This window comes from Ruegeria sp. YTSC106, from assembly GCF_059609765.1.
The window spans coordinates 69,096-89,261 of the sequence record NZ_JBXWMI010000004.1; the positions used below are offsets into that span (position 1 = coordinate 69,096).

22 protein-coding genes are annotated in these 20,166 nt (G+C 58.0%); 13 read left to right on the forward strand and 9 right to left on the reverse strand.

Features of this window, described 5'->3' with window-relative positions; genetic code table 11:
• The first annotated feature begins 38 nt into the window (after positions 1 to 38).
• Positions 39 to 1,079, forward strand: a complete 1,041-nt coding sequence (locus tag AC2FEB_RS06865) for a LacI family DNA-binding transcriptional regulator (RefSeq protein WP_496675028.1) — start codon at positions 39 to 41, stop codon at positions 1,077 to 1,079.
• A gap of 106 nt (positions 1,080 to 1,185) precedes the next feature.
• On the opposite strand, the gene purD is transcribed toward AC2FEB_RS06865, so the two are convergent.
• Complete coding sequence (gene purD, locus AC2FEB_RS06870; protein WP_496675026.1) at positions 1,186 to 2,454, reverse strand: phosphoribosylamine--glycine ligase; 1,269 nt, start codon at positions 2,452 to 2,454, stop codon at positions 1,186 to 1,188.
• 75 nt (positions 2,455 to 2,529) lie between these two features.
• Here purD and xseA point away from each other — a divergent pair, with 75 nt between their 5' ends.
• Genes xseA through AC2FEB_RS06885 form a run of 3 tightly spaced genes read left to right on the forward strand, consistent with a single transcriptional unit; the run spans position 2,530 to position 4,591 of the window.
• Positions 2,530 to 4,014 carry an exodeoxyribonuclease VII large subunit gene (xseA, locus tag AC2FEB_RS06875; RefSeq protein WP_496675024.1) on the forward strand — a complete coding sequence of 495 codons (1,485 nt, stop codon included), beginning with the start codon at positions 2,530 to 2,532 and terminating at the stop codon, positions 4,012 to 4,014.
• 3 nt (positions 4,015 to 4,017) lie between these two features.
• Positions 4,018 to 4,254: a thioredoxin domain-containing protein gene (locus tag AC2FEB_RS06880; protein ID WP_496675022.1), complete on the forward strand. Its 237-nt coding sequence runs from the start codon at positions 4,018 to 4,020 to the stop codon at positions 4,252 to 4,254.
• A gap of 40 nt (positions 4,255 to 4,294) precedes the next feature.
• The gene (locus AC2FEB_RS06885; protein WP_496675020.1) at positions 4,295 to 4,591 is read left to right on the forward strand and encodes a glutathione binding-like protein; all 297 of its coding nucleotides are present in this window, start codon (positions 4,295 to 4,297) and stop codon (positions 4,589 to 4,591) included.
• A 62-nt stretch (positions 4,592 to 4,653) separates the two neighbouring features.
• On the opposite strand, the gene AC2FEB_RS06890 is transcribed toward AC2FEB_RS06885, so the two are convergent.
• Positions 4,654 to 5,034 (reverse strand): hypothetical protein, encoded by a 381-nt coding sequence (locus AC2FEB_RS06890; RefSeq protein WP_117872792.1) that lies wholly within the window; start codon positions 5,032 to 5,034, stop codon positions 4,654 to 4,656.
• 155 nt (positions 5,035 to 5,189) lie between these two features.
• Between AC2FEB_RS06890 and AC2FEB_RS06895 the strand changes: the two genes are divergently transcribed.
• The 5 genes from AC2FEB_RS06895 to AC2FEB_RS06915 all read left to right on the forward strand — a co-directional run bounded on the left by AC2FEB_RS06895 (position 5,190) and on the right by AC2FEB_RS06915 (position 9,425).
• Entirely contained in the window at positions 5,190 to 5,828 is a 639-nt protein-coding gene (locus AC2FEB_RS06895) for a lysoplasmalogenase (RefSeq protein ID WP_496675018.1), read from the forward strand.
• Positions 5,829 to 5,886: 58 nt separating this feature from the next.
• Entirely contained in the window at positions 5,887 to 7,026 is a 1,140-nt protein-coding gene (ftsY, locus tag AC2FEB_RS06900; RefSeq protein ID WP_299896020.1) for a signal recognition particle-docking protein FtsY, read from the forward strand.
• A gap of 90 nt (positions 7,027 to 7,116) precedes the next feature.
• On the forward strand, positions 7,117 to 8,019 hold the full coding sequence (locus tag AC2FEB_RS06905) for an EamA family transporter (protein WP_496720284.1): 903 nt from the start codon (positions 7,117 to 7,119) through the stop codon (positions 8,017 to 8,019).
• Positions 8,020 to 8,035: 16 nt separating this feature from the next.
• A complete protein-coding gene (locus AC2FEB_RS06910) occupies positions 8,036 to 8,641 on the forward strand; it encodes an inner membrane-spanning protein YciB (RefSeq protein WP_496675014.1) in 606 nt (201 codons plus the stop codon).
• 115 nt (positions 8,642 to 8,756) lie between these two features.
• Positions 8,757 to 9,425, forward strand: a complete 669-nt coding sequence (locus AC2FEB_RS06915) for a Crp/Fnr family transcriptional regulator (RefSeq protein ID WP_117872793.1) — start codon at positions 8,757 to 8,759, stop codon at positions 9,423 to 9,425.
• 225 nt (positions 9,426 to 9,650) lie between these two features.
• On the opposite strand, the gene AC2FEB_RS06920 is transcribed toward AC2FEB_RS06915, so the two are convergent.
• The 6 genes from AC2FEB_RS06920 to rpiA form a co-directional block, all read right to left on the reverse strand.
• Positions 9,651 to 11,165, reverse strand: coding sequence for a Do family serine endopeptidase (locus AC2FEB_RS06920; protein ID WP_117869373.1), 1,515 nt, complete (start codon positions 11,163 to 11,165; stop codon positions 9,651 to 9,653).
• Positions 11,166 to 11,275: 110 nt separating this feature from the next.
• Complete coding sequence (locus tag AC2FEB_RS06925; RefSeq protein WP_117869374.1) at positions 11,276 to 11,470, reverse strand: DUF2065 domain-containing protein; 195 nt, start codon at positions 11,468 to 11,470, stop codon at positions 11,276 to 11,278.
• Positions 11,470 to 12,366: a protease modulator HflC gene (hflC, locus tag AC2FEB_RS06930; RefSeq protein ID WP_117869375.1), complete on the reverse strand. Its 897-nt coding sequence runs from the start codon at positions 12,364 to 12,366 to the stop codon at positions 11,470 to 11,472. Before hflC ends, AC2FEB_RS06925 begins: the two co-directional genes overlap by 1 nt.
• Positions 12,366 to 13,508: an FtsH protease activity modulator HflK gene (hflK, locus tag AC2FEB_RS06935; protein WP_117869376.1), complete on the reverse strand. Its 1,143-nt coding sequence runs from the start codon at positions 13,506 to 13,508 to the stop codon at positions 12,366 to 12,368. The genes hflC and hflK overlap by 1 nt, the downstream gene beginning before the upstream one ends.
• 72 nt (positions 13,509 to 13,580) lie before the next feature.
• Entirely contained in the window at positions 13,581 to 14,939 is a 1,359-nt protein-coding gene (gene gor, locus AC2FEB_RS06940) for a glutathione-disulfide reductase (RefSeq protein ID WP_496675009.1), read from the reverse strand.
• Positions 14,940 to 15,064: 125 nt separating this feature from the next.
• Complete coding sequence (rpiA, locus tag AC2FEB_RS06945; protein WP_496675007.1) at positions 15,065 to 15,853, reverse strand: ribose-5-phosphate isomerase RpiA; 789 nt, start codon at positions 15,851 to 15,853, stop codon at positions 15,065 to 15,067.
• Positions 15,854 to 16,020: 167 nt separating this feature from the next.
• On the opposite strand from rpiA, the gene AC2FEB_RS06950 reads away from it, so the two are divergent.
• The 4 genes from AC2FEB_RS06950 to AC2FEB_RS06965 are packed head-to-tail and all read left to right on the forward strand — an operon-like array spanning position 16,021 to position 19,497.
• Complete coding sequence (locus AC2FEB_RS06950) at positions 16,021 to 16,722, forward strand: glutathione S-transferase family protein (protein WP_496675005.1); 702 nt, start codon at positions 16,021 to 16,023, stop codon at positions 16,720 to 16,722.
• A gap of 1 nt (position 16,723) precedes the next feature.
• Positions 16,724 to 18,097, forward strand: a complete 1,374-nt coding sequence (locus tag AC2FEB_RS06955; RefSeq protein WP_496675003.1) for an L-serine ammonia-lyase — start codon at positions 16,724 to 16,726, stop codon at positions 18,095 to 18,097.
• 23 nt (positions 18,098 to 18,120) lie between these two features.
• On the forward strand, positions 18,121 to 18,537 hold the full coding sequence (locus AC2FEB_RS06960) for a GFA family protein (protein ID WP_496675002.1): 417 nt from the start codon (positions 18,121 to 18,123) through the stop codon (positions 18,535 to 18,537).
• 45 nt (positions 18,538 to 18,582) lie between these two features.
• Entirely contained in the window at positions 18,583 to 19,497 is a 915-nt protein-coding gene (locus tag AC2FEB_RS06965; RefSeq protein WP_496675001.1) for a DMT family transporter, read from the forward strand.
• Here the strand turns inward: AC2FEB_RS06965 and AC2FEB_RS06970 are convergent.
• A complete protein-coding gene (locus AC2FEB_RS06970) occupies positions 19,442 to 20,149 on the reverse strand; it encodes a thiamine diphosphokinase (protein WP_496675000.1) in 708 nt (235 codons plus the stop codon). The genes AC2FEB_RS06965 and AC2FEB_RS06970 overlap by 56 nt on opposite strands.
• Positions 20,150 to 20,166 lie beyond the last annotated feature (17 nt).

The following is a 20,166-nucleotide window of genomic DNA, read 5'->3' on the forward strand; positions in this document are numbered from 1 at the left end:
GCAAATGTTTTCATTTTTTAGCCGAAGAAGTGTGAATAATGGCCCGAAAACAAAAAGATAAACCTGATATCGTCGCTGTTGCGAAAGCGGCAGGGGTTTCCATCTCGACGGTCTCGCGAAGCTTCAATCACCCTGATCTTCTCAAACCGGCGACTCGCAAGAAGATTGATCGAGCGGTGCAGAAACTGGGCTATATTCGCAATCGCGCGGCGCAGGTGATGCATGGGCGGCGCAGTGGCACCATCGGACTGGTCGTGCCAACAATTGACAACGCTATCTTTGCCGAATTGATCCAGTCCTTCTCTGATGGGCTGGATCAGTACGGTTTCACGATGCTTATTGCATCTCACGGTTTCGATTTGGATCGCGAATACAAAATGCTGCGCAAACTGATGGAACACCGTGTCGATGGGCTGGCGCTTATCGGGTTGGAACACTCGGACGCCACCCATCAACTAATCGAACAGCAGGGGGTGCCAACTGTTGCAATCTGGAACTATGCCGACAACGCACGATTGTCTTGCGTAGGGGTTCAAAATTCAGAGGCTGGCCGCTTGGCCGCGTGTCACCTGTTGGATCTCGGCCACCGCGACATCGGCCTTGTCTTTCCCGACCTTGCTGGAAACGACCGAGCTCACGATCGGTTGCACGGAGCTCTTTCAGAGCTGCGGCGGAAAAAGATCAAGGTGCCGGAAGAGTGGCAACTGCAGGCCCCCTACAGCATTGCGGACTCAAAACGCGCTAGCCTGTCATTGTTGGGGAAGTCTCCGCGCCCCAGTGCCATTTTGTGCGGGAATGACATTATTGCTCAAGGCGTGCTTTATGCCGCGAAACACTTGGGCATTGCTGTGCCTGGAGAACTTTCAATAATGGGGATCGGCGATTTCAAAGGATCGGGAGAGATCGAACCGTCACTCTCCACCATCCGCATTCCGGCCAAACGAATTGGAGCTTTGGCCGCAAAGCAAATAGCGGACGCCGTTACTGGAAAAAGCGCGGGTACAACGGCGACAAATTACGAACTCAGTGTATTAGTTCGGGATTCCACCGCGACTCCATCTGGAATGGCAAACACCTGAAACGGTCCCGGACATCTTGGCGAACACAGCTTTGGCCCAAGCTGTCAAGTGCGAGGTAGTGCCATACAAAAGTGCAATCGACGGCTTGGCAGCGCCCCCTATCCCGTCAACCATCCAATGCACGCCATCCGATATCGCGCCGATAAAACCCTTCAGGCCAATCCACACCTTCAACCATTTCATAGGCCCGGTCGCGCGCCTCCTTCAGCGTGTTTCCACGCGCGGTCACGTTCAGGACACGCCCGCCCGAGGCCACAACCTGCCCTTCCACAGTCTTCGTTCCCGCGTGGAATACCATGTTTCGGCTGTCTTCAGGCAGCGCATTCAACCCTTTGATCGCAGTGCCTTTCTCAAAAGCGCCAGGGTAGCCATTCGCCGCCATCACGACCGTGATGGCATGGTCATCCGCCCAATTCACCCGCACCTCATCCAACCTGCCTTCGGCAGCGGCGTGCATCAGGTCCATCGCTTGCGCGCCCATACGCATCATCAACACCTGACATTCCGGGTCACCGAAGCGGACGTTGTATTCAACCAGCCTTGGCTGCCCATCCTTGATCATCAACCCTGCATAAAGAACCCCCTGAAACGGTGTTCCCCGGCGCTTCATCTCGGCGATCGTAGGGCGCACGATCTCTTCCATCGCGCGCGCTTCTACTTGTTCACTTAGAACCGGCGCCGGAGAATACGCCCCCATTCCGCCGGTGTTCAGGCCAGTATCGCCTTCACCTACCCGTTTGTGATCCTGGGCCGTGCCGACAGAGAGAATGTTCTCTCCATCGCACAGAACGAACAGCGAGGCTTCTTCGCCATCCATGAACTCTTCAATCACGACTTCCGCGCCCGCACCGCCGAAAGCACCGCCGAACATGTCGTCAATGGCGTCCAGTGCGGTCTTTTCGTCCATCGCAACGATCACGCCCTTGCCTGCGGCCAGCCCATCGGCCTTGACCACAATTGGCGCGCCCTGTTCGCGGATATAAGCTTTGGCAGGCTCTGCCTCGGTGAAACGGGCATAGGCTGCAGTGGGGGCTTTGGCCGCGTCACAGATTTCTTTGGTGAAGCTTTTCGACGCTTCCAGCTTCGCTGCCTCGGCTGAGGGCCCAAAAACCAGAACTCCGGCTTCGCGCAAGCGATCAGCCACACCGGTCGCCAAAGGCGCCTCGGGCCCGACAATCACGAAATCAATCGCGTTTTCTTCGGCAAAGCTGACAACAGCACCGCCGTTTTCAATATCAAGAGTGGCACAGTCAGCGATCTGAGCGATCCCCGCATTCCCCGGCGCAACGATCAGGCGGTCACATTTGGGGTTTTGCAGCATTGCCCATGCCAGGCTGTGTTCGCGCCCTCCGCTGCCGAGAATGAGGATATTCATGAAAGCTCTCCGATCTGCTTGGCCTTGCCTGCGCGGCGTTCTAAGCTGGGTGAGCATTTGAAACAAGGCGCTGAAATGTCCGACCTGCTTGATGACCTGATTCCGGGCCAAAACACCCCTGAATACACAGTGTCCGAAATTTCCGGTGAGGTGAAACGGACGCTCGAAGGTTCGTTCGGGCGAATCCGCGTCCGGGGTGAGGTTGGGCGCGTGTTCAAGGCGCGATCCGGGCACCTTTATTATGACATCAAGGATGACCGGAACGTTTTGGCCTGCACCACCTGGAAAGGGCAGGTTGCAGGTCTGTCCGTTGTGCCGGAAGAAGGGTTGGAGGTCGTCGTCACCGGTCGCCTTACCGCTTTTGGGGCACAATCCAAATACAACCTGAACGTCGACGAGGTTTCCGTCGCTGGTCAGGGCGCGCTGATGGCGTTGCTGGAAAAGCGCAAGAAGCAGCTTGAGGTCGAAGGATTATTCGCGCCCGAACGCAAAAAACCCCTGCCGTACCTGCCACAGGTTATTGGCGTGGTCACATCCCCCTCAGGCGCAGTAATCCGCGACATTCTGCATCGACTCAGGGACAGGTTCCCACGCAAGGTGCTGATCTGGCCCGTGGCCGTACAAGGAGCAAACTGCGCTTCTGAGGTTGCCCGCGCCATCGAAGGCTTCAACCAATTGACACCCGGCGGCGCGTTGCCCCGGCCCGATCTAATCATCGTGGCCCGCGGCGGCGGATCAATCGAAGATCTCTGGGGTTTCAATGAAGAGATCGTCGCGCGCGCCGCCGCCGCGTCGGACATACCGTTGATCTCGGCCGTTGGGCACGAGACCGATACCACCCTGATAGATTTCGTCTCGGACCAGCGCGCTCCAACGCCCACCGCAGCCGCCGAACTGGCCGTCCCCGTCCGCATGGAGTTGCTCGCCTGGACTGGCGAGCAAGGCGCACGCTTGTCACGGGCCGCAACTGACGCAGTCCAACGCCGAACGCAAAGGCTGCGCGATCTGTCCCGCGCGCTTCCGCGCCCGGACAGTCTGTTGAACTCTCCGAGACAACGTCTTGATTTGATTGCAGATCGCCTCACACCCGCCTTGATACGCGGGGTGCAGAACCGTCGCCTTCAAGTGGTGGAACTGTCTGCCCATCTGCGCCCCTCAACCCTGCGCAGTCTGGTATCTGCACGACGGGAATCACTGTACAACCTGTCCTCGCGCCTGTCCCTGCGACCAATCCAAAAGGAAATCGGCCAGCAGCGGCAAAACCTCAATCGTTTTGGCGATCGAATGCATACGGCCCAAACCACGCGACTGGACCGCCTCAAACAGCAACTCGAAGCGACGGATCGCCTGCGCGAGACGTTGAGTTACAAGGCCACTTTGGACCGCGGATACGCGGTCGTCCGGGCCGAGGGGAATGTGATCACCACCAAAGCTCAGGCCGCCAAACAAACGGCGCTTGAGATCGAATTCGCCGATGGCATTCTCAGCACCGGCGCGGCCGCGAAACCGTCTTCGAAGAAACCCAAACCGGACGCCCCGGATCAAGGATCGCTGTTCTAGGCCATGCAGACCATCTGTGGCCGAAAAACATCATCGAATGCACAGGCGCTGATGTGGTGCGTGGGTGAGCTGGCGCTAGGTTTTCAATGCCACGATGTGGGGCACAGGTTCGGCGGGCTGAACACGAATGGCTTTCGCAAACTGAACCCAAACGGCACCATCCCGATGATACAGGATAGCGAACGCCCCCGCTTTGGGAGACGGGCCAATCCTGCGGTATCTGGCCTCCGCGTAGGGTGAGGGTGATTTCTGGCCACGCGACCCGACCCGGCAAGCCGAAGTGGACAAGTGGGCGGAATGGGCCAAGATCAACGTCGCGATGGCATTCACGGCACCTGTTTTCTGGCGGATCGTGCGGACACCGGAGGCAGAGCGCGACCACCATGCAATCAAAAAAGCCGTGACAGCGCTTGAAAGCACGCTGGTAATCGCCAATGCGCAACTGCCTGAACAGGCGTTCCTGTGCGGCTCTTGTCTGACTTTGGCCGATCTCCAGTTGGGACACGTTCTCTACCGCTACTATGACATCGAAATATCACGTACATCACTGCCCAATTTGCGCCGTTACTATGGCTGACCGAAGGGCCAGCTTACCAGACCCATGTCATGATCAGCTACGAGGAGCTGCGCCGAAGCTGATCAAACACCAACGTCGGGCCCGTAGCATACCATTTCCTCCCCAAGATCCTCTGCCTCATACAGTTCGGTCGCTTGCGGATTACCCTCGAACTGCGCGATCAGTCCGCCACCTGATTGGGTAAAGACCCAACATTGCGGATCCAGCCTGTCTTCGTAGAGGAAACAAATCTGCTCATCCCGCTGGTACCAGATACCTTCCTTGCAATTCCCGTCGAGAAAAGACCAGATCACACGACGGTTCGGAAGGTACCGTTCAACCCCGTAAACCTGCCCGTCGAACCCGTAAAAAAGAGTTTTTCCCCGCGTATACTTGTCGAATTCCGGGCCCGACAAAGGCGTTTGTGCCGCCACGGATTGTGCGGCAAAGGTTGCGAGAATCATCATGGATCTGAACATGTCTCCATTTTGTCAGAAGCGGTCCGGTCACGCCATTCGCCTGTTGGATCGGGGTCATCACAAGGCGCTTAACTCAACGTAAGCGGTTGATTTCACGCCACGTCCAAGATCAGATTATTCTGAACCGGCGAGGAGAAGACATGACAACCATACTGTTCTGGATCGCCTTTGGCTGCGCCCTTGGTTATCTGCCACTGACCTCCCGACCTGCCGGATCTTTGCGCACCGTGCTGAAAACCGCTTCAGTCGTCCTGTTGGCGGTCATAGCCGTCTTGCACGGTGGGCCTTGGCTGTTGGTTCTTGCGCTCGCTCTGTGCGCGTTCGGCGACGCAATCCTGTCACGCGAAACAGATGCCACGTTCATGGCGGGCATCGCCGCTTTTGCCGCCGGGCATCTGGCCTATATCGCTCTGTTCCTGTCTCATCCGACCAGTTCCGTTGCGCTGATTTGGAACGCACCAGCGATTGTATGGTCGTTGATCATTCTTGGCATCATCATGGCCACAATGCTTGCGCCCCGCGCCGGAGACCTGAAAGGGCCCGTTCTGGCCTATATCCCGATCATTCTTGGAATGGGGATCACTGTGCTGGCACTGCCGGATATTGGCCCGCTGCGGTGGGCCTTTCCCGCTGCCATGGGCTTCATCGCCTCAGATCTGATCCTCGCAACCGAGAAGTTTCTGCTGCCGCCGAACCACCCTGCCCTCAAGGTAACGCCTTATCTGGTGTGGCCCCTCTACTGGGGCGCGCAATTCGGCTTTGTCCTTGCGTTCGCGTGACCCTTTGCAACTGCCGCAAATCCGCATTAGGTGAAGGGAACACCTGTGGAGACCAAGTATGGCGTTTTTCTCAAAGCTAAAGGACAAGCTGTTCAAATCCTCATCTCGTCTTGAAGAGGGGCTGGAAGCCATCGTCGAGGATGGTGGCGAGGAAACTACGGCTCCCGACCCGCTGATCCCTGAACCACAACCCGAACCGCAACCAGTCCCTGAAGTACCGGACCCAGCCCCGGCCCCGCAACCAGTTGAACCGCCCACGCCGATCCCGGCTGACCCCACCCCCGTCGCTCCACCTCCGGAAATCCCTGAATCCAAAGGTATCCTGAACCGCCTGTTCAATCGAGGCGCCGTCACGGAAATGCGCCGCACACTGGATGATGACATGCTGGAGCAGCTGGAGGAGCTGTTGATCGCCTCGGACATGGGCGTCGACACGGCCTTACGTGTCACGTCGAACATGGCTGAAGGCCGCTTTGGCCGCAAACTGTCGACCACAGAGATCAAGCAACTTCTGTCCCAGGAAGTCGCCCGCGTGATGGAGCCTGTGGCCAAACCTCTGCCGATCTATCCCAAACGGCCACAAGTGGTGCTGGTCGTCGGCGTCAACGGCTCAGGCAAGACCACGACAATTGGAAAACTGGCAAGCCAGTTCAAAGAGGCCGGCAAAAAGGTCATCATCGCCGCCGGCGACACCTTCCGCGCTGCGGCCGTAGAACAGTTGCAGGTCTGGGGTGATCGCGCCGGAGTTCCGGTTCTGACTGCACCCGAAGGCTCGGATCCCGCTAGCCTTGCCTTTGATGCGCTGACCCGTGCACAGGCAGAGGGCGCCGATCTGCTGATGATTGATACTGCAGGCCGCCTGCAAAACCGCACCGACCTGATGGAGGAACTGGCCAAAATCGTTCGCGTCATCCGCAAGGTTGATGACACCGCTCCACACAATACTTTGCTCGTACTCGACGCCACCACCGGTCAGAACGCGCTGAGCCAGGTGGAAACGTTCCGTAATCTGGCGGACGTTTCTGGTCTGGTCATGACCAAGCTGGACGGCACGGCAAAAGGCGGTGTTCTTGTTGCGCTGGCAGACAAATTCGGGTTGCCCATCCACGCGATCGGCGTCGGCGAACAGATCGATGACCTTGCCCCTTTCGACCCGGAAGAATTCGCCGCCGCCCTCACCGGTCTCGACAAAAGCTGATCCGAGGCTTCATCTGGCCCAAAATATCCTCGGGGGGTGTGGGGGGCAGACAGCCCCCCAACTTCTCCGCTCCGAAAAAGGTCCGCGAATTTGAGCGACTGGCTGATCTCTCTCGAAGGCACCGAGGCCGGACACCAGCTGGCATTGGCGCTGGCTTTGATGGCGGCGTTCCTGCACGCGGTCTTCGGTGCATTGCAAAAAGGCAGGCATGACCCGTGGCTGTCCCGAGGTGCAATCGACGCCTGCTATTGCCTTATGGCAGCCCCTTTCGCCTTTTTCGTGGTCCCATGGCCCGAACCTCATATGTGGCCGATCTTCGCACTCGTCTGGCTGATCCACATTGCCTACAAGACCCTGCAGGCCATGGCATACACCAAAGGCTCTTACACCGTCGTCTATCCGGTGGTGCGCGGGACGGGTCCGCTGTTCACTGTCATCGGCGCCTATCTTTTGTTCGGTGAAGCATTCTCGGCTGTTCAATGGCTGGGCGTAGCTACGTTGCTGGCAGGGATATTCGGGTTGGCCGCCTACAATTTAAGGTTCCTTGAAACCAACAGGGATACGCTGGGGATCGCACTAACACTGGCGATCATCACAGGTCTGTTTGTGGCCCTGTATACCACTTATGACGCCTATGGCATTCGCGCTACCACCGATCCGTTCACCTTTCTGGCCTGGTTCTTCATGATCGACGGCGCGGCCATGCCGATCTACGCATTTCTCAGGTGGCGCGCGATGGCGCACAGACCTGCGCCTGGTCCGCTGATGTTACGCGGCTTCGCTGGCGGTATCATCGCCCCTTTGTCCTTCGGGGCAATCATGCTGGCCACCCGGCTGGACAAGGTCGGTGAAGCAGCCGTTCTGCGCGAAACCTCAACAGTCTTTGCGGCGCTGATCGGCTGGCTTGTGCTAAAGGAAACCGTTGGTCCAAGACGCATTGCCTTGATGGCATTGATTGCACTTGGCGCCGTAATAGTTGAAATGGGCGGGTAAGCAGCAGGAAGTACAGATGACAGGCAAAAAAGACATCAATCCGTTTCTGAAACAGGTTCTGGAACTTGGCCCCCCGCTGGCCTTCTTCTTCATCTACCTGCGCCTGCGCGACGACAGCTTTCTGATCGGCGGCATCGAATATTCCGGGTTTATCATCGCCACGATAATCTTCGTCCCGCTGATGCTGGGGGCAATGGGTATCCTTTGGTATCTGACCGGCAAGCTCAGCCGGATGCAGATATTCACAGCCTTCATGGTGATTTTCTTTGGTGGCCTAACTGCCTGGTTCAACGACGAGCGGTTCTTCAAGATGAAAACCACACTTGTCTATGGACTGTTCGCCCTGATTCTCGGCATCGGTCTGATGCAAAAGAAATCCTACCTGGCCTATGTTCTGGACGAAATGCTGCCGATGAAGCACGAAGGCTGGATGATACTCACGCGCCGGCTGTGCGCGTGTTTCGCCGCTCTGGCCGCAGCAAACGAGTTCGTCTGGCGCACCATGTCCACGGACCTGTGGGTCAAGATCGAGACCTTCGGCTTTCCCATCGCGCTGATGGCCTTCCTGATGCTGCAATTCAGCATTCTTCAGCGCTATATGGAAGATCCAGAGCAAAAATAGCTGCCCTTACTTCCGCCAGACCAGCGAAAACAAACAAAATTCTTGGCTTGAGCGCTCAGCTATGGGAAGTTGTGCCACCACCCACTCTCATACTTTGCCCAAGATCGGTGCATACATGACGGCCTTTCCCACCAGCGGCTTCCTTGCCGAAGCTTCCGACGGGCTCAGAAAAATGCTTTCGGCGCAGGCGACCGAAATCTCTCTGTCCCCAGGTGAAATACTTTTTGAACAAGGCGACGAGGGCGACTCTCTCTACGCCATTCTGGAAGGCACGTTAGAGGTTTCCTTTCTGGCCATGAGCGGCCGCAAATTGACGCTTACCCTAATGCGCCCCGGCGAAGTCTTTGGTGAAATCGCATTGTTCGACAATGGACCGCGGACGGCGACCATCGCGGCTGCCGAACAGTCACGTGTACTGCGCGTACGCCGCAACGACGTTATGAATCAGATAAGGCAACAGCCTGATCTTGCAGTAGATATGATCCGTCTGGCCGGATTGCGAATGCGATGGATGGGATCGCAATTGAACGAACAGGTCTTTCTGCCCATGCCTATTCGACTGGCTCGCAAGCTGCTGCACCTATCGGGTTTGCAGGACGACCCGTCCGCGCGCATCACCCTGTCGCAGAGCGAGTTGGCCGAATTTGTCGGAGCCACGCGCGAAGCCGTATCCAAAACCATCTCAACCTGGAAACGCGACAACATGGTCGAAGCGTCTCGTGGGGGTTTGCTGATCCAGGATTTTGAAGCCCTGCGAGAGTTGGCTGATTCAGATCTTATTTGATCAGGTGTGATCTGGTTCACAGAACATCGATCCCACGTTGACCTAAGGTGAGTTTGTTACCGTAGGAGGTCAGAGAATCATCCCCGATATCTGTCCACTGACCTCTCCCTGTATCTGAGCCATACGCAATATCTGCGTATGGCTCATTTTTTTGTGGTGCATCGGTGATGCCCGGTTTGGTCTGCGACCAAGAAAAAGGCCGGGAGGTTTTCTCGGCCTATTCCGTTAGTCCTCGAGGCTCAGCGCCACAAAACGCGGATCGCCGCCCCTGCGCACCAACAGCAGCAGAGATTTGCGACCGGCTTCGCGCGATTCTTCCATACGAGCTTCGAGATCTCCGATGGTTTCCACCTTTTGCTGGCCTGCTTCTGTGATCAGATCACCGGCCCGCATTCCCTTGGCATAGGCCTCAGATGCTTCATCGACATCCGTAATCACAAGGCCGTCTGCATCAGCATCCAGGCCCAGATCTGCACGCAGGGTGTCAGTCAGAGGGGATATCGTAAGGCCAAGAATATCCGCGTTTTCGTCAACCGGTGCTTCCTGCGGTTCCTCCTCGCCACTGTCAGCGCGTTCAGCATCCTCACGGCGTCCCAGCGTCACAAGTACGGTCTGCGTTCCGCCATCGCGATGCACGATCACTCTGACGGACTTGCCGACTTCTGCTTCACCAACCTGACGTACCAAAGCTCGCGTGTCTTCCACCTCAACGCCGTCAAAGCTGAGGATCACGTCACCCGCCTTCAACCCGGCTTCCTTGGCGGGGCCGTCCGGCACATCGCTGATCAGCGCTCCGCCCGGTTTTTCCAACCCCATGGCCTCGGCCATGTCTTCGGTTACGTCCTGAATACGGACCCCTAGCCAACCGCGACGGGTCTCGCCGTATTCACGCAGTTGATCGACAACCTTCACGACGACATTCGACGCCATCGAGAAGCCTATGCCGATCGAACCGCCATTGGGTGACAGGATTGCAGTGTTCACACCGATCACTTCGCCGTCCATGTTGAACAAGGGCCCGCCCGAGTTGCCCCGGTTGATCGCCGCATCCGTTTGAATGTAATCGTCGTAGGTTCCACTCAGCGCTCGGTTACGGGCCGACACAATCCCGGCAGACACCGAGAACCCCTGCCCTAGCGGGTTGCCCATCGCAATGACCCAGTCTCCGACGCGCGCCACGTCGCTGTCGCCGAACTTCACGTATTTTAGCGGGCCCGAAGCCTCGACCTTGAGCAGAGCGATATCGGTCTTCTCATCAGTTCCGATGACTTTGGCCGCCAGCTCTTTCTTGGGCTGACCATCGCCGGGGAAGAATTCCACAAGGATTTCATCAGCTTCGGCAATCACATGGTTGTTTGTGACGATAAAGCCATCTTCCGAGATCACGAACCCCGATCCCAGCGCGTTACTGCGTCTCGGCGCGTTGTCGTCATCTCCGCCGTTGCGGTCCTGAAATTCGCGGAAGAAATCCTCGAACGGGGACCCTTCGGGCACTATGCCCTGCGGGCCAGTCTGGCCCTCGATCAGGGTGCTGGTTGTGATGTTCACCACCGCCGGGCTGATTTTATCTGCCAGCGGCGCCAGGCTTTCGCCTCGGGCCTGAGCCGCGGCCGATTGGGCCAGCAAAAGCAGTGAACCGGCAAAAGCCAGCCACATCAGCCGCAACCAAACACTCACTTCGTCCCACCGGACGGATACACTGCGCGCTTTCGCCTGCACTTGAGCTCTCCTTGTCGACATTCTCGCTAAAACCGCGTGTACACGGCCTTTCTTACCAACCAATGTAGTCAGTTTGACCCGGCGAGCAACTCGGGATCGCAACGAAATCACCAGCAAGTGAAACCGCCGCATCAAAAGCCCAGCTGTTGCGCCCCCCATAGCAGGATCAGCCCACTGATCACACACAACAATCCGGCGAGACGACGGGCTTGCTCGGGCATGTCCCGCAAGGCTTCAAGCATCCGTTCGATAAGCGAAGGGGCCAGCGCATACGCCAGCCCCTCGACGATCAATACCAGCCCAAAGGCCAGAAGGATCATGCCCATTATTCAGAGGCCGGAGCCGCTGGAACAGGCCGCCCTGTAGGAGATCCAAGGTAATTGAAAAACTCTGAATCCGGGCTCAACACCAGCGAGCTGTTGCCGCCTTGCAGCGCATTCTCATAGGCCGTCAGTGAGCGGTAAAACTCAAAGAACTCCGGATCGGCACCATAGGCTTCAGCAAAGATCGCGTTGCGTTCGGCGTCGGCCTCACCGCGGGTGATTTCAGCCTCACGACGCGCATCCGAAACTAGTTCAACCACAGTTCGGTCGGCCTGCGCACGAACCCGCTGCGCGGCCTCGTTACCACGCGCGCGTTCGTCGGTTGCTTCACGTTCCCGCTCGGCCTTCATCCGGTCGAACGTTGCCTCAAGGTTGGCTTGCGGCAGGTCAGTCGCTTTCAGGCGTACGTCGATCACGGTGACGCCCAGCGCACGTGCCTCGGCAATAGCACTGTTGCGGATACGCAGCATCAGCGCGGCGCGGTCGGAACTCAGGATATCGCGCGAGGACACCGAACCCAAAACTTCGCGGGTTTCGGCGCGCAAAATGCGATCCAGTCGATCTTCGGCAACCGGGATACCGCCAACACCAACCGCCTGGCGGAACTGGTTCAGATCCGAAATACGGTAACGTGCAAAAGCGTCAACCACGAGGCGACGATCATCCAGAGGTGTGACCTCCAGCGGCTGCACGTCGATGGACAAGATGCGGTCGTCATAGCGCACCACTTCCTGAATAAGCGGAATTTTGAACGCCAGACCTGGCTCTTCCTTCACAGCGACAACTCGGCCAAATTGCAGAACCAGAGCACGCTCGCGCTCGTCCACGATGAAGATCGAGGACAGCACGCCGACTATCGCGATAAAAACGATCGGCAATATAAATGTCGTCTTACGCATCAGTTGCTCTCCCCTGCAGGGCTTCGGCGCAGCTCGTTGAGCGGCAGATAGGGCACAACGCCCTGCCCTTGCCCACTCGAGCTCGGGTCTAGAATGATCTTATCGACGTCACCCAAAATCTGTTCCATCCGTTCCAGATACAAACGCTTGCGTGTCACGTCCGGTGCCTTGGAATACTCTTCCAGAACCGCGCTAAAGCGACTGGCCTCACCCTGAGCACTGTTGATCTGTTGAGCACGGTACCCTTCGGCCTCTTCAAGAATCTGCGCAGCTTCACCGCGCGCCTCGGCAAGAACCCGATTGGCATAGGCGTCGGCCACGTTTTGCAGACGGTCACGCTCCTGCGCAGCAGCCTGAACATCGCGGAACGCGGCAATCACGTCCTGCGGCGGGTCGGCCTTGTCAAAGTTAACGCGAACAATATTCACGCCGGAATCGTAACTGTCCATCGTGGACTGAATCAGCTCCTGAAGGCGGTCGGCGATGACACCGCGATCCCTGTTCAGAATCGGAGCAAGCTCACTTTGCGCAATAATCTCGCGCATGGCCGATTCCGATACAGCACGGATTGTCTGTCGCGGATCGCGCAGGTTGAACAGGAACTTGGCCGGGTCATTGATGTTCCAGACGACCTGGTAGTCGATGTCGACCACGTTCTCATCACCGGTCAACATCAGGCCATCGTCACTGCCGCGTGCTCCGCCCATGTCTTCGTTTTGTTCGCGGGTAACCGGAATGACTTCGGCGGTGACAAACGGCCATGGCGCAAAGTTCAGACCCGGATTTCCAACAGCCGAAAACTCGCCCAGAAACAGTTCGACTGACTGTTCTTCGGGTTTGACGGTGTAAAAACTTGCAAGGCCCCACAAAACTGCAGCCGCCACCAGACCGATCGCAATTGTGCCCTTTGTAAAGGCCGGGCCACCGCCGCCCTGACCACCGCTGCCACCACGACCACCGCCGCCGCGACCGCCCATAAGGACGCGAAGCTGCTCCTGGCCTTTTTTCATCAGCTCGTCGATCTCGGGGATCTGCGGGCCGTCGCCTTCGGGCGGCTTGCGCCCGTCCCCGTTGTTACCCCGATTTCCTCCGCCACCGGATGAGCCTCCGCCCCCCCAGGGGCCGCCGCTGTTGCCCGCCATATGTATCTTTTCCCTTGTATTGGACCGTGTGATCACGGGTTCCCTTGTAACGTGTGTGCGCGCGCTTGCAAATCAAGCCGTGCGTACAGGTTGCCGCATTGTTACCAGTTCTTCGGCCATCACCGGATGAACTGCAACCGTGCGATCGAAATCTTCCTTTGTCGCGCCCATCTTTACGGCAATTCCGGCCAGCTGGATCATCTCACCGGCACCCGGAGCCACAATGTGGCAGCCTAGTACTTTGCGGGTAGCCTGAGAAACGATCAGTTTCATCAAAACCCGCTGCGTTCCACCGGCAAACGCCTTCTGCATAGGCTTGAACGACGTCGCATAGACCTCGATCGGTTCCTGTGCCGAGGCTTCCTCCTCGCTCAGGCCTACTGTGCCGAATTCAGGTTGCGTGAAAATGGCGGTTGGGATCAGCTCGTGATCTACAGGTGTCGGGTTGCCTTTGAAAACAGTTTCTACAAAAGCCATCCCTTCACGAATAGCCACGGGTGTCAGGTTGACCCGGTCGGTCACATCGCCAATGGCATAGATCGACGGAACAGCGGTCTGGCTGTATTCATCCACGACGATCTCACCCTTGCGACCACGCTCGACGCCCAGATCTTCCAGCCCGAGATTGTCGGCATTCGGCGCACGGCCCGTGGCGTACATGACCACGTCAAAACGATCCTCGGTGCCGTCAGTTGCCTTGACGCGGATCTGTTCACCATCCCTAGTCATTTCCAGCACATTGGTGCCCAGACGAACGTCGATACCGTTCTGACGCATTTCTTCGCAGATCAGCCCGCGCGCTTCTTCATCAAAACCACGCAGGATTTGTGCACCGCGGTAGAATTGCGTGGTCTCGACGCCAAGACCGTTCATGATCCCGGCGAATTCGCTGGCGATATAGCCACCACCGACGATCAGAATACTCTTTGGCAGCTTGTCCAGATGGAAAACCTCGTTCGACGTGATCGCAAGATCCGATCCCGGGAACTCTGGCACAACCGGGCGACCGCCTGTTGCAATCAGGATGTGTTTGGCGGTTTTCCGGCTGCCATCAGTCAGCTCGACCGTGTGCGCATCCACCAAGCGCGCGCGCTGATCAAAGCTTTCAACGCCGTTGTTTTTCAGGATGCTGCGATAAATTCCTTCCAGCCGGTCCAGTTCGGCAACGAGTTTGCCGTGAAACGTGTCCCAGTCAAACGCGCCGGGCTGAACGTCCCAACCATAGGCTTTTGCATCTTCGACCATGCCCGAGTATTCGCTGGCAAAGACCATCAGTTTCTTTGGCACGCAGCCCCGGATCACACAGGTGCCGCCATATCGGTCTTCTTCAGCCAGCGCGACCTTTGCACCGGTTTCACCCGCCGCCACACGTGCCGCTCGGACCCCGCCCGAGCCTCCGCCGATGACGAAAAGATCATAGTCAAAGCTCATGCTGGTTTCCTTCGTTCAACTTGCAAATTCTTCTGGATATCTGGGCGCGAAAACCGCGGTGCCAACCCCCGGGCGCGGATTATTCGACCTTTTACCGACGCTTGTCCGAATGGCTTGCATGAAACTCAGTCCGTTTGATCGGAAAACAGGTTTTCCCGAGAGTCACGCAACAGTTGATCCAGTTCAAGGGTGCCCGCGTTGATATCCCGTAGTTCGACCCGCCCGTCTCCATGGCCGATGACGACCTTGTCACAGATATCGATAAACAGGCCGTTTTCCACCACGCCGGGAACCTGATTGAGGACCAAGGCCATCTGACGGGGATTGCCGATGCGCTGCAGGTGCAGGTCAAGAATGTGGTTGCCTTCATCTGTCACGAACGGGGCCTCGCCATTCATACGCAGCGCCGCCGAGGTTCCCAGCACATCCATCGCATCCAGCGCTTCTTCGATCAGTGTCCGTGTGGTTTGCCAGCCAAAGGGGACAACCTCGACCGGCAAAGGAAAAGCACCCAGCGTTTCCACCTCTTTCCCGGCATCGGCGATGACGATCATCTGATCGCTGGCTGTGGCAACGATTTTTTCCTGCAAATGCGCGCCGCCACCGCCCTTGATCAGGTTCAGGTCACCATCGAATTCGTCCGCGCCATCGATGGTCATGTCCAGCCACCCGGCCTGATCCAGAGAAATGACTTCGATCCCGACTTGGCGTGCCAGCTGCGCGGTGCGGGTGGACGTGGGAACACCTTTGATCCGCATGCCTTCGTCCTGCACCCGTTCACCCAAACGGCGGACCAGCCAGGCCGCTGTAGACCCCGTTCCAAGACCTACGCGCATACCGTCCTCGACCATCTCGGCGGCACGGCATGCAGCCACAAATTTCGCGGTGTCGATGGGCGACAATTCTCCGGTCATGGCAGCTTTCCCAGTTTGGCCTGCCGGTGTTATAGGGAATGCACCACACAACTGCGACCACAATTTGCGGTCCGGCAAGTTCAAAGATGTCTCAAAACTGCGCGTTTCCTATCGGAAACGTCGCAATCATGTCTTCCGCAGGAATCTTTGTCATATAGATTGCCCGCATGATGACCCGATACCGCCTGCATTATGCCCCTGATAACGCCTCGCTGGTGGTCCGGCTGGTGCTGGAAGAAATGGGTGCGCCCCATGAAACCGTGCTGGTCGATCGCCGTCGAAACGAACAAGACAGCGTAGCGTATCGGGCGTTGAACCCCAACGGGCTGATCCCTGTGCTTGAAACTCCGCAAGGGCCGATCTTTGAAACGGCGGCAATCCTGCTGTGGCTGTCCGAGCGCCACGGTCAACTGGCCCCGGCGGCAGAAGCCCCCGAACGCGCCGAGTTTTTGAAATGGCTGTTCTTTGCGTCCAATACCCTGCACGCCGATCTGCGCATTCTGTTTTACGCCGAGAAATACATCGATCCCCCACGGGCCGATACGTTGCGTGCAGGTATCCGACCCCGTTTAAAGCAACACCTGCAACTGCTGGACGCGTTGGCAAAACACGCGCCGATCTGGTTCAGCGCAGAATGTCCGTCGGTTCTGACCTATTACGTCGCATGCATGATGCGTTGGATGGCCTTGTACCCGGCCAAGGCAGATCGCAGTTGGTATCAACTGACTGACACCCCGGCCCTGCAAACCATCCTGGCACAGCTTGAGACGCGCCCTGCCACCCTCGCAGCCATCGCGGCCGAGGGTCTGGGACCCAAACCGTACACCTCTCCTATTTACGCCACCCCCTTAGAAGGCTCAGCTACCTGACATGTTCCTCTCTGTCTTCGATATGTTCAAAGTGGGCATCGGCCCGTCCTCCTCGCACACCATGGGCCCCATGGTGGCGGCGGCTCGCTTTCTGGACATGATGCGTGCATCACCATTTGAATTTGCAGGTCTGAAGGGCTCGCTGCATGGCTCGCTCGCCTTTACCGGCGTTGGCCATGCAACCGACCGGGCGACCATTCTGGGATTGGCCGGCTTTGTTCCGGACACCTACGACAACGACAAGGCCGAGGCCCTATTGGCGGACATCGCCAAGACACACACGGTTACCCCCGAAGGCCTGCCGACACTTCAATTCGACCCAAAAGCAGACTTGGTTTTCGACTATGACACCAACCTGCCGGGGCACGCCAACGGGATGATCCTGATGGCCACAGACGCGCAGGGGGACGTGATCCTGCGTCAGGTGTTCTATTCCATCGGTGGCGGTTTTGTCCTGACCGAAGAAGAGCTGGCCGAGGGCAAGGCAACCGACGAAGGCGCGCCTGTACCGTTCCCGTTCAAGTCTGCCGCGGAGATGCTGGATATGGCCAAATCCAGTGGAAACAGCATCGCCGAGATGAAGCGCGCCAATGAGATAGCGCGCGGCTGTGCTGACAGTTTTGCCAAAGGCTCTGCCCGCCTGTGGGACGTCATGAATGCCTGTATCGAACGCGGTTTGACGACTGACGGCATCCTGCCGGGCGGGCTGAAGGTGCGCCGCAGGGCAAAGGGTATCTATGACGCGCTGATGGCCGAACGCGGCATGAACCTGACCGCGCCGCACACGATCAACGACTGGATGAGCGTCTACGCCATGGCGGTCAACGAAGAAAACGCCGCCGGTGGGCAAGTTGTTACAGCGCCCACCAACGGGGCGGCGGGCGTTCTGCCTGCGGTGCTGCGCTATTACCTGGACCACGTGCCCGGGGCCTCGGAAAGCCATATCGAGGACTTCCTGCTGACCGCGGCCGCGATTGGAGGGCTGGTCAAATACAACGCCTCGATCTCGGGGGCCGAAGCGGGATGTCAGGCCGAGGTCGGCAGCGCATCTGCCATGGCGGCAGCCGGGCTTTGCGCCGTTATGGGCGGCACGCCTGAGCAGGTTGAAAACGCCGCCGAGATTGCATTGGAGCATCATCTGGGCATGACCTGCGATCCCGTCGCCGGTCTGGTTCAGGTGCCCTGTATCGAGCGGAACGGACTGGGTGCCATCAAGGCGGTGTCTGCTGCATCGCTGGCCCTGCGCGGCGACGGTGAGCATTTCGTGCCGCTGGACGCAGTGATCGAAACCATGCGTCAGACCGGTCATGACATGCACGAAAGGTACAAAGAAACCTCACTTGGCGGGTTGGCCGTGAACGTGCCAAACTGCTGAGACCGCAACAGGAGAGGGTCGATATGCGTGGACATTGCCTGTGCGGCAGCATCAAGTACGAGATTGACCCTCCTGCCCTGTCCTGTGTCACCTGTCATTGCGACAGCTGCCGACGCCAATGCGCTGCACCGATGACCACCTATTTCGCAGTTCGTGACGGAAAGTGGCGCTGGATCGGAGAAGAGCCGAAACGCTTCAACTCTTCTCCCGGTGTCGAGCGCAGTTTTTGCCCGCATTGCGGCACCCCAATCTCATTCCGTTCAGCCAAGATGTCGGATGTGATGCACCTGTATGTAGCCACTTTAGAGACCCCAGAGGCGTTACAGCCCACGTTGCACGTGTCTCATGAGGAAAAGCTGAGCTGGCTGCACCTGGATGACGGTCTGCCCACTTGCACCGGGCCGGATTACACAAAAATTCAACCCCTGCCGGACGCCTGACATTCGACCTTTCCACTGCGCCGCGAAGCAGATAGCGTCGCGCTCATGACTCAGGATCGTCCCGTCTTCGGCATCTTTTTGATGTTAGGTTTTTGCGTGCTCGCACCCTTGGGAGATGCGATGGCAAAGCTGTTGGGTGAGACGACTCCGTTGGGTCTGCTGGTTGCTGTCCGCTTCGCAGTGCAAGCGTTGATTCTCATCCCCCTTGTGGTGATGACGGGTCGGCCCTGGCGGATGCGCGGGCGGATTCTGCGCCTGACAGTCATCCGCACGCTGCTGCACATCATCGGCATAACTGCGATGTTCAGCGCGCTGCAGTTCCTGCCTTTGGCTGACGCCATCGCCATTGCCTTTGTCATGCCTTTCATCATGTTGCTGCTGGGCAGATACGTTCTGGGCGAAGAGGTCGGCGCGCGGCGCCTTGTGGCTTGCATCGTCGGTTTCATCGGCACACTTCTGGTCATCCAGCCCAGCTTTTCCGAGGTCGGCGCACCTGCTCTGCTGCCTTTGATCGTTGCCGTGGTTTTTGCGTTGTTCATGCTGGTCACGCGCCAGATCGCCAAGGAAACTGATCCGATTTCCTTGCAGGCGGTGTCTGGCGTCCTGGCAACTGTGGTGCTGGTTCCTGTCCTTGTGATCGGAACACCGCTTGGTATCTGGGACCTGTCAGCCACCTTGCCCGCCCCCGACATGTATTGGTTGCTGATCGCGATTGGAGTTCTGGGGACCGTCGCGCATCTGCTGATGACATGGTCACTGCGCTATGCACCTTCGGCCACGCTGGCCCCGATGCAATACCTGGAAATCCCGGTGGCAACCCTGATTGGCTGGGTAATTTTCAGCGACCTGCCGGACGGGCCGGCAGCGGTTGGCATCATGATCACAGTCGCCGCCGGTTTGTACGTTATTCTTCGCGAACGGGCCACCGCTCGCACTGTCCCGACAGAAACACCTGCATGAGCGGATCGAGTGCAGTGCGGGGAGCCATGACCAAAAGGCCTGGTCCATCCATCTGCAATTCAACATCCGAAAGCGCGCGATTGGAAGTACCCACCTGCCCGTCCGGATGAAACCGCAGGCCGTCGATGGGCCATTCCAGCCCGGTGCTGCGCCCCGTCACCGGGCGCATTGGAAAGAGGGAAACCACATCTCCGGGCGCAACCGGCATCCGGATTCGGGGAGGCGCGTGAAAAACCACCTCATGCTCGCCCAACAAAATGCAAGCCTGGTCCTGACGTCTGACAAGTATGCTCAGAACTGCAAGCTGATGATCAAGTCGTCCGCCAAGAAAACCGGCCCCCAAAACCAGCGGAGCCTGCACATTGCGCAAGGCCTTGTCGAAATCGGTGCTGTCCTGCTCGCGAATGGCAAAAAGCCGGTCAGACGGGATTTTCGCTTTCGACGCGTTGTCCAGCGAATCGAAATCCCCGATGACCGCGTCCGGAATCCGACCTGATTCTGTCAGAACTGCCGCCCCACCATCCGCTGCAACGACTGAAGTGACGCGGTTCAGCACCAAATTCAGGTCGTCGAAACCAACATAACCGCCCCCAAACAACCCGATTGGATCAGCAGAGCGTACAATTGGTTCATTTTTCCTAAGATTGGCCATTTTTCCCGGATTTGGAC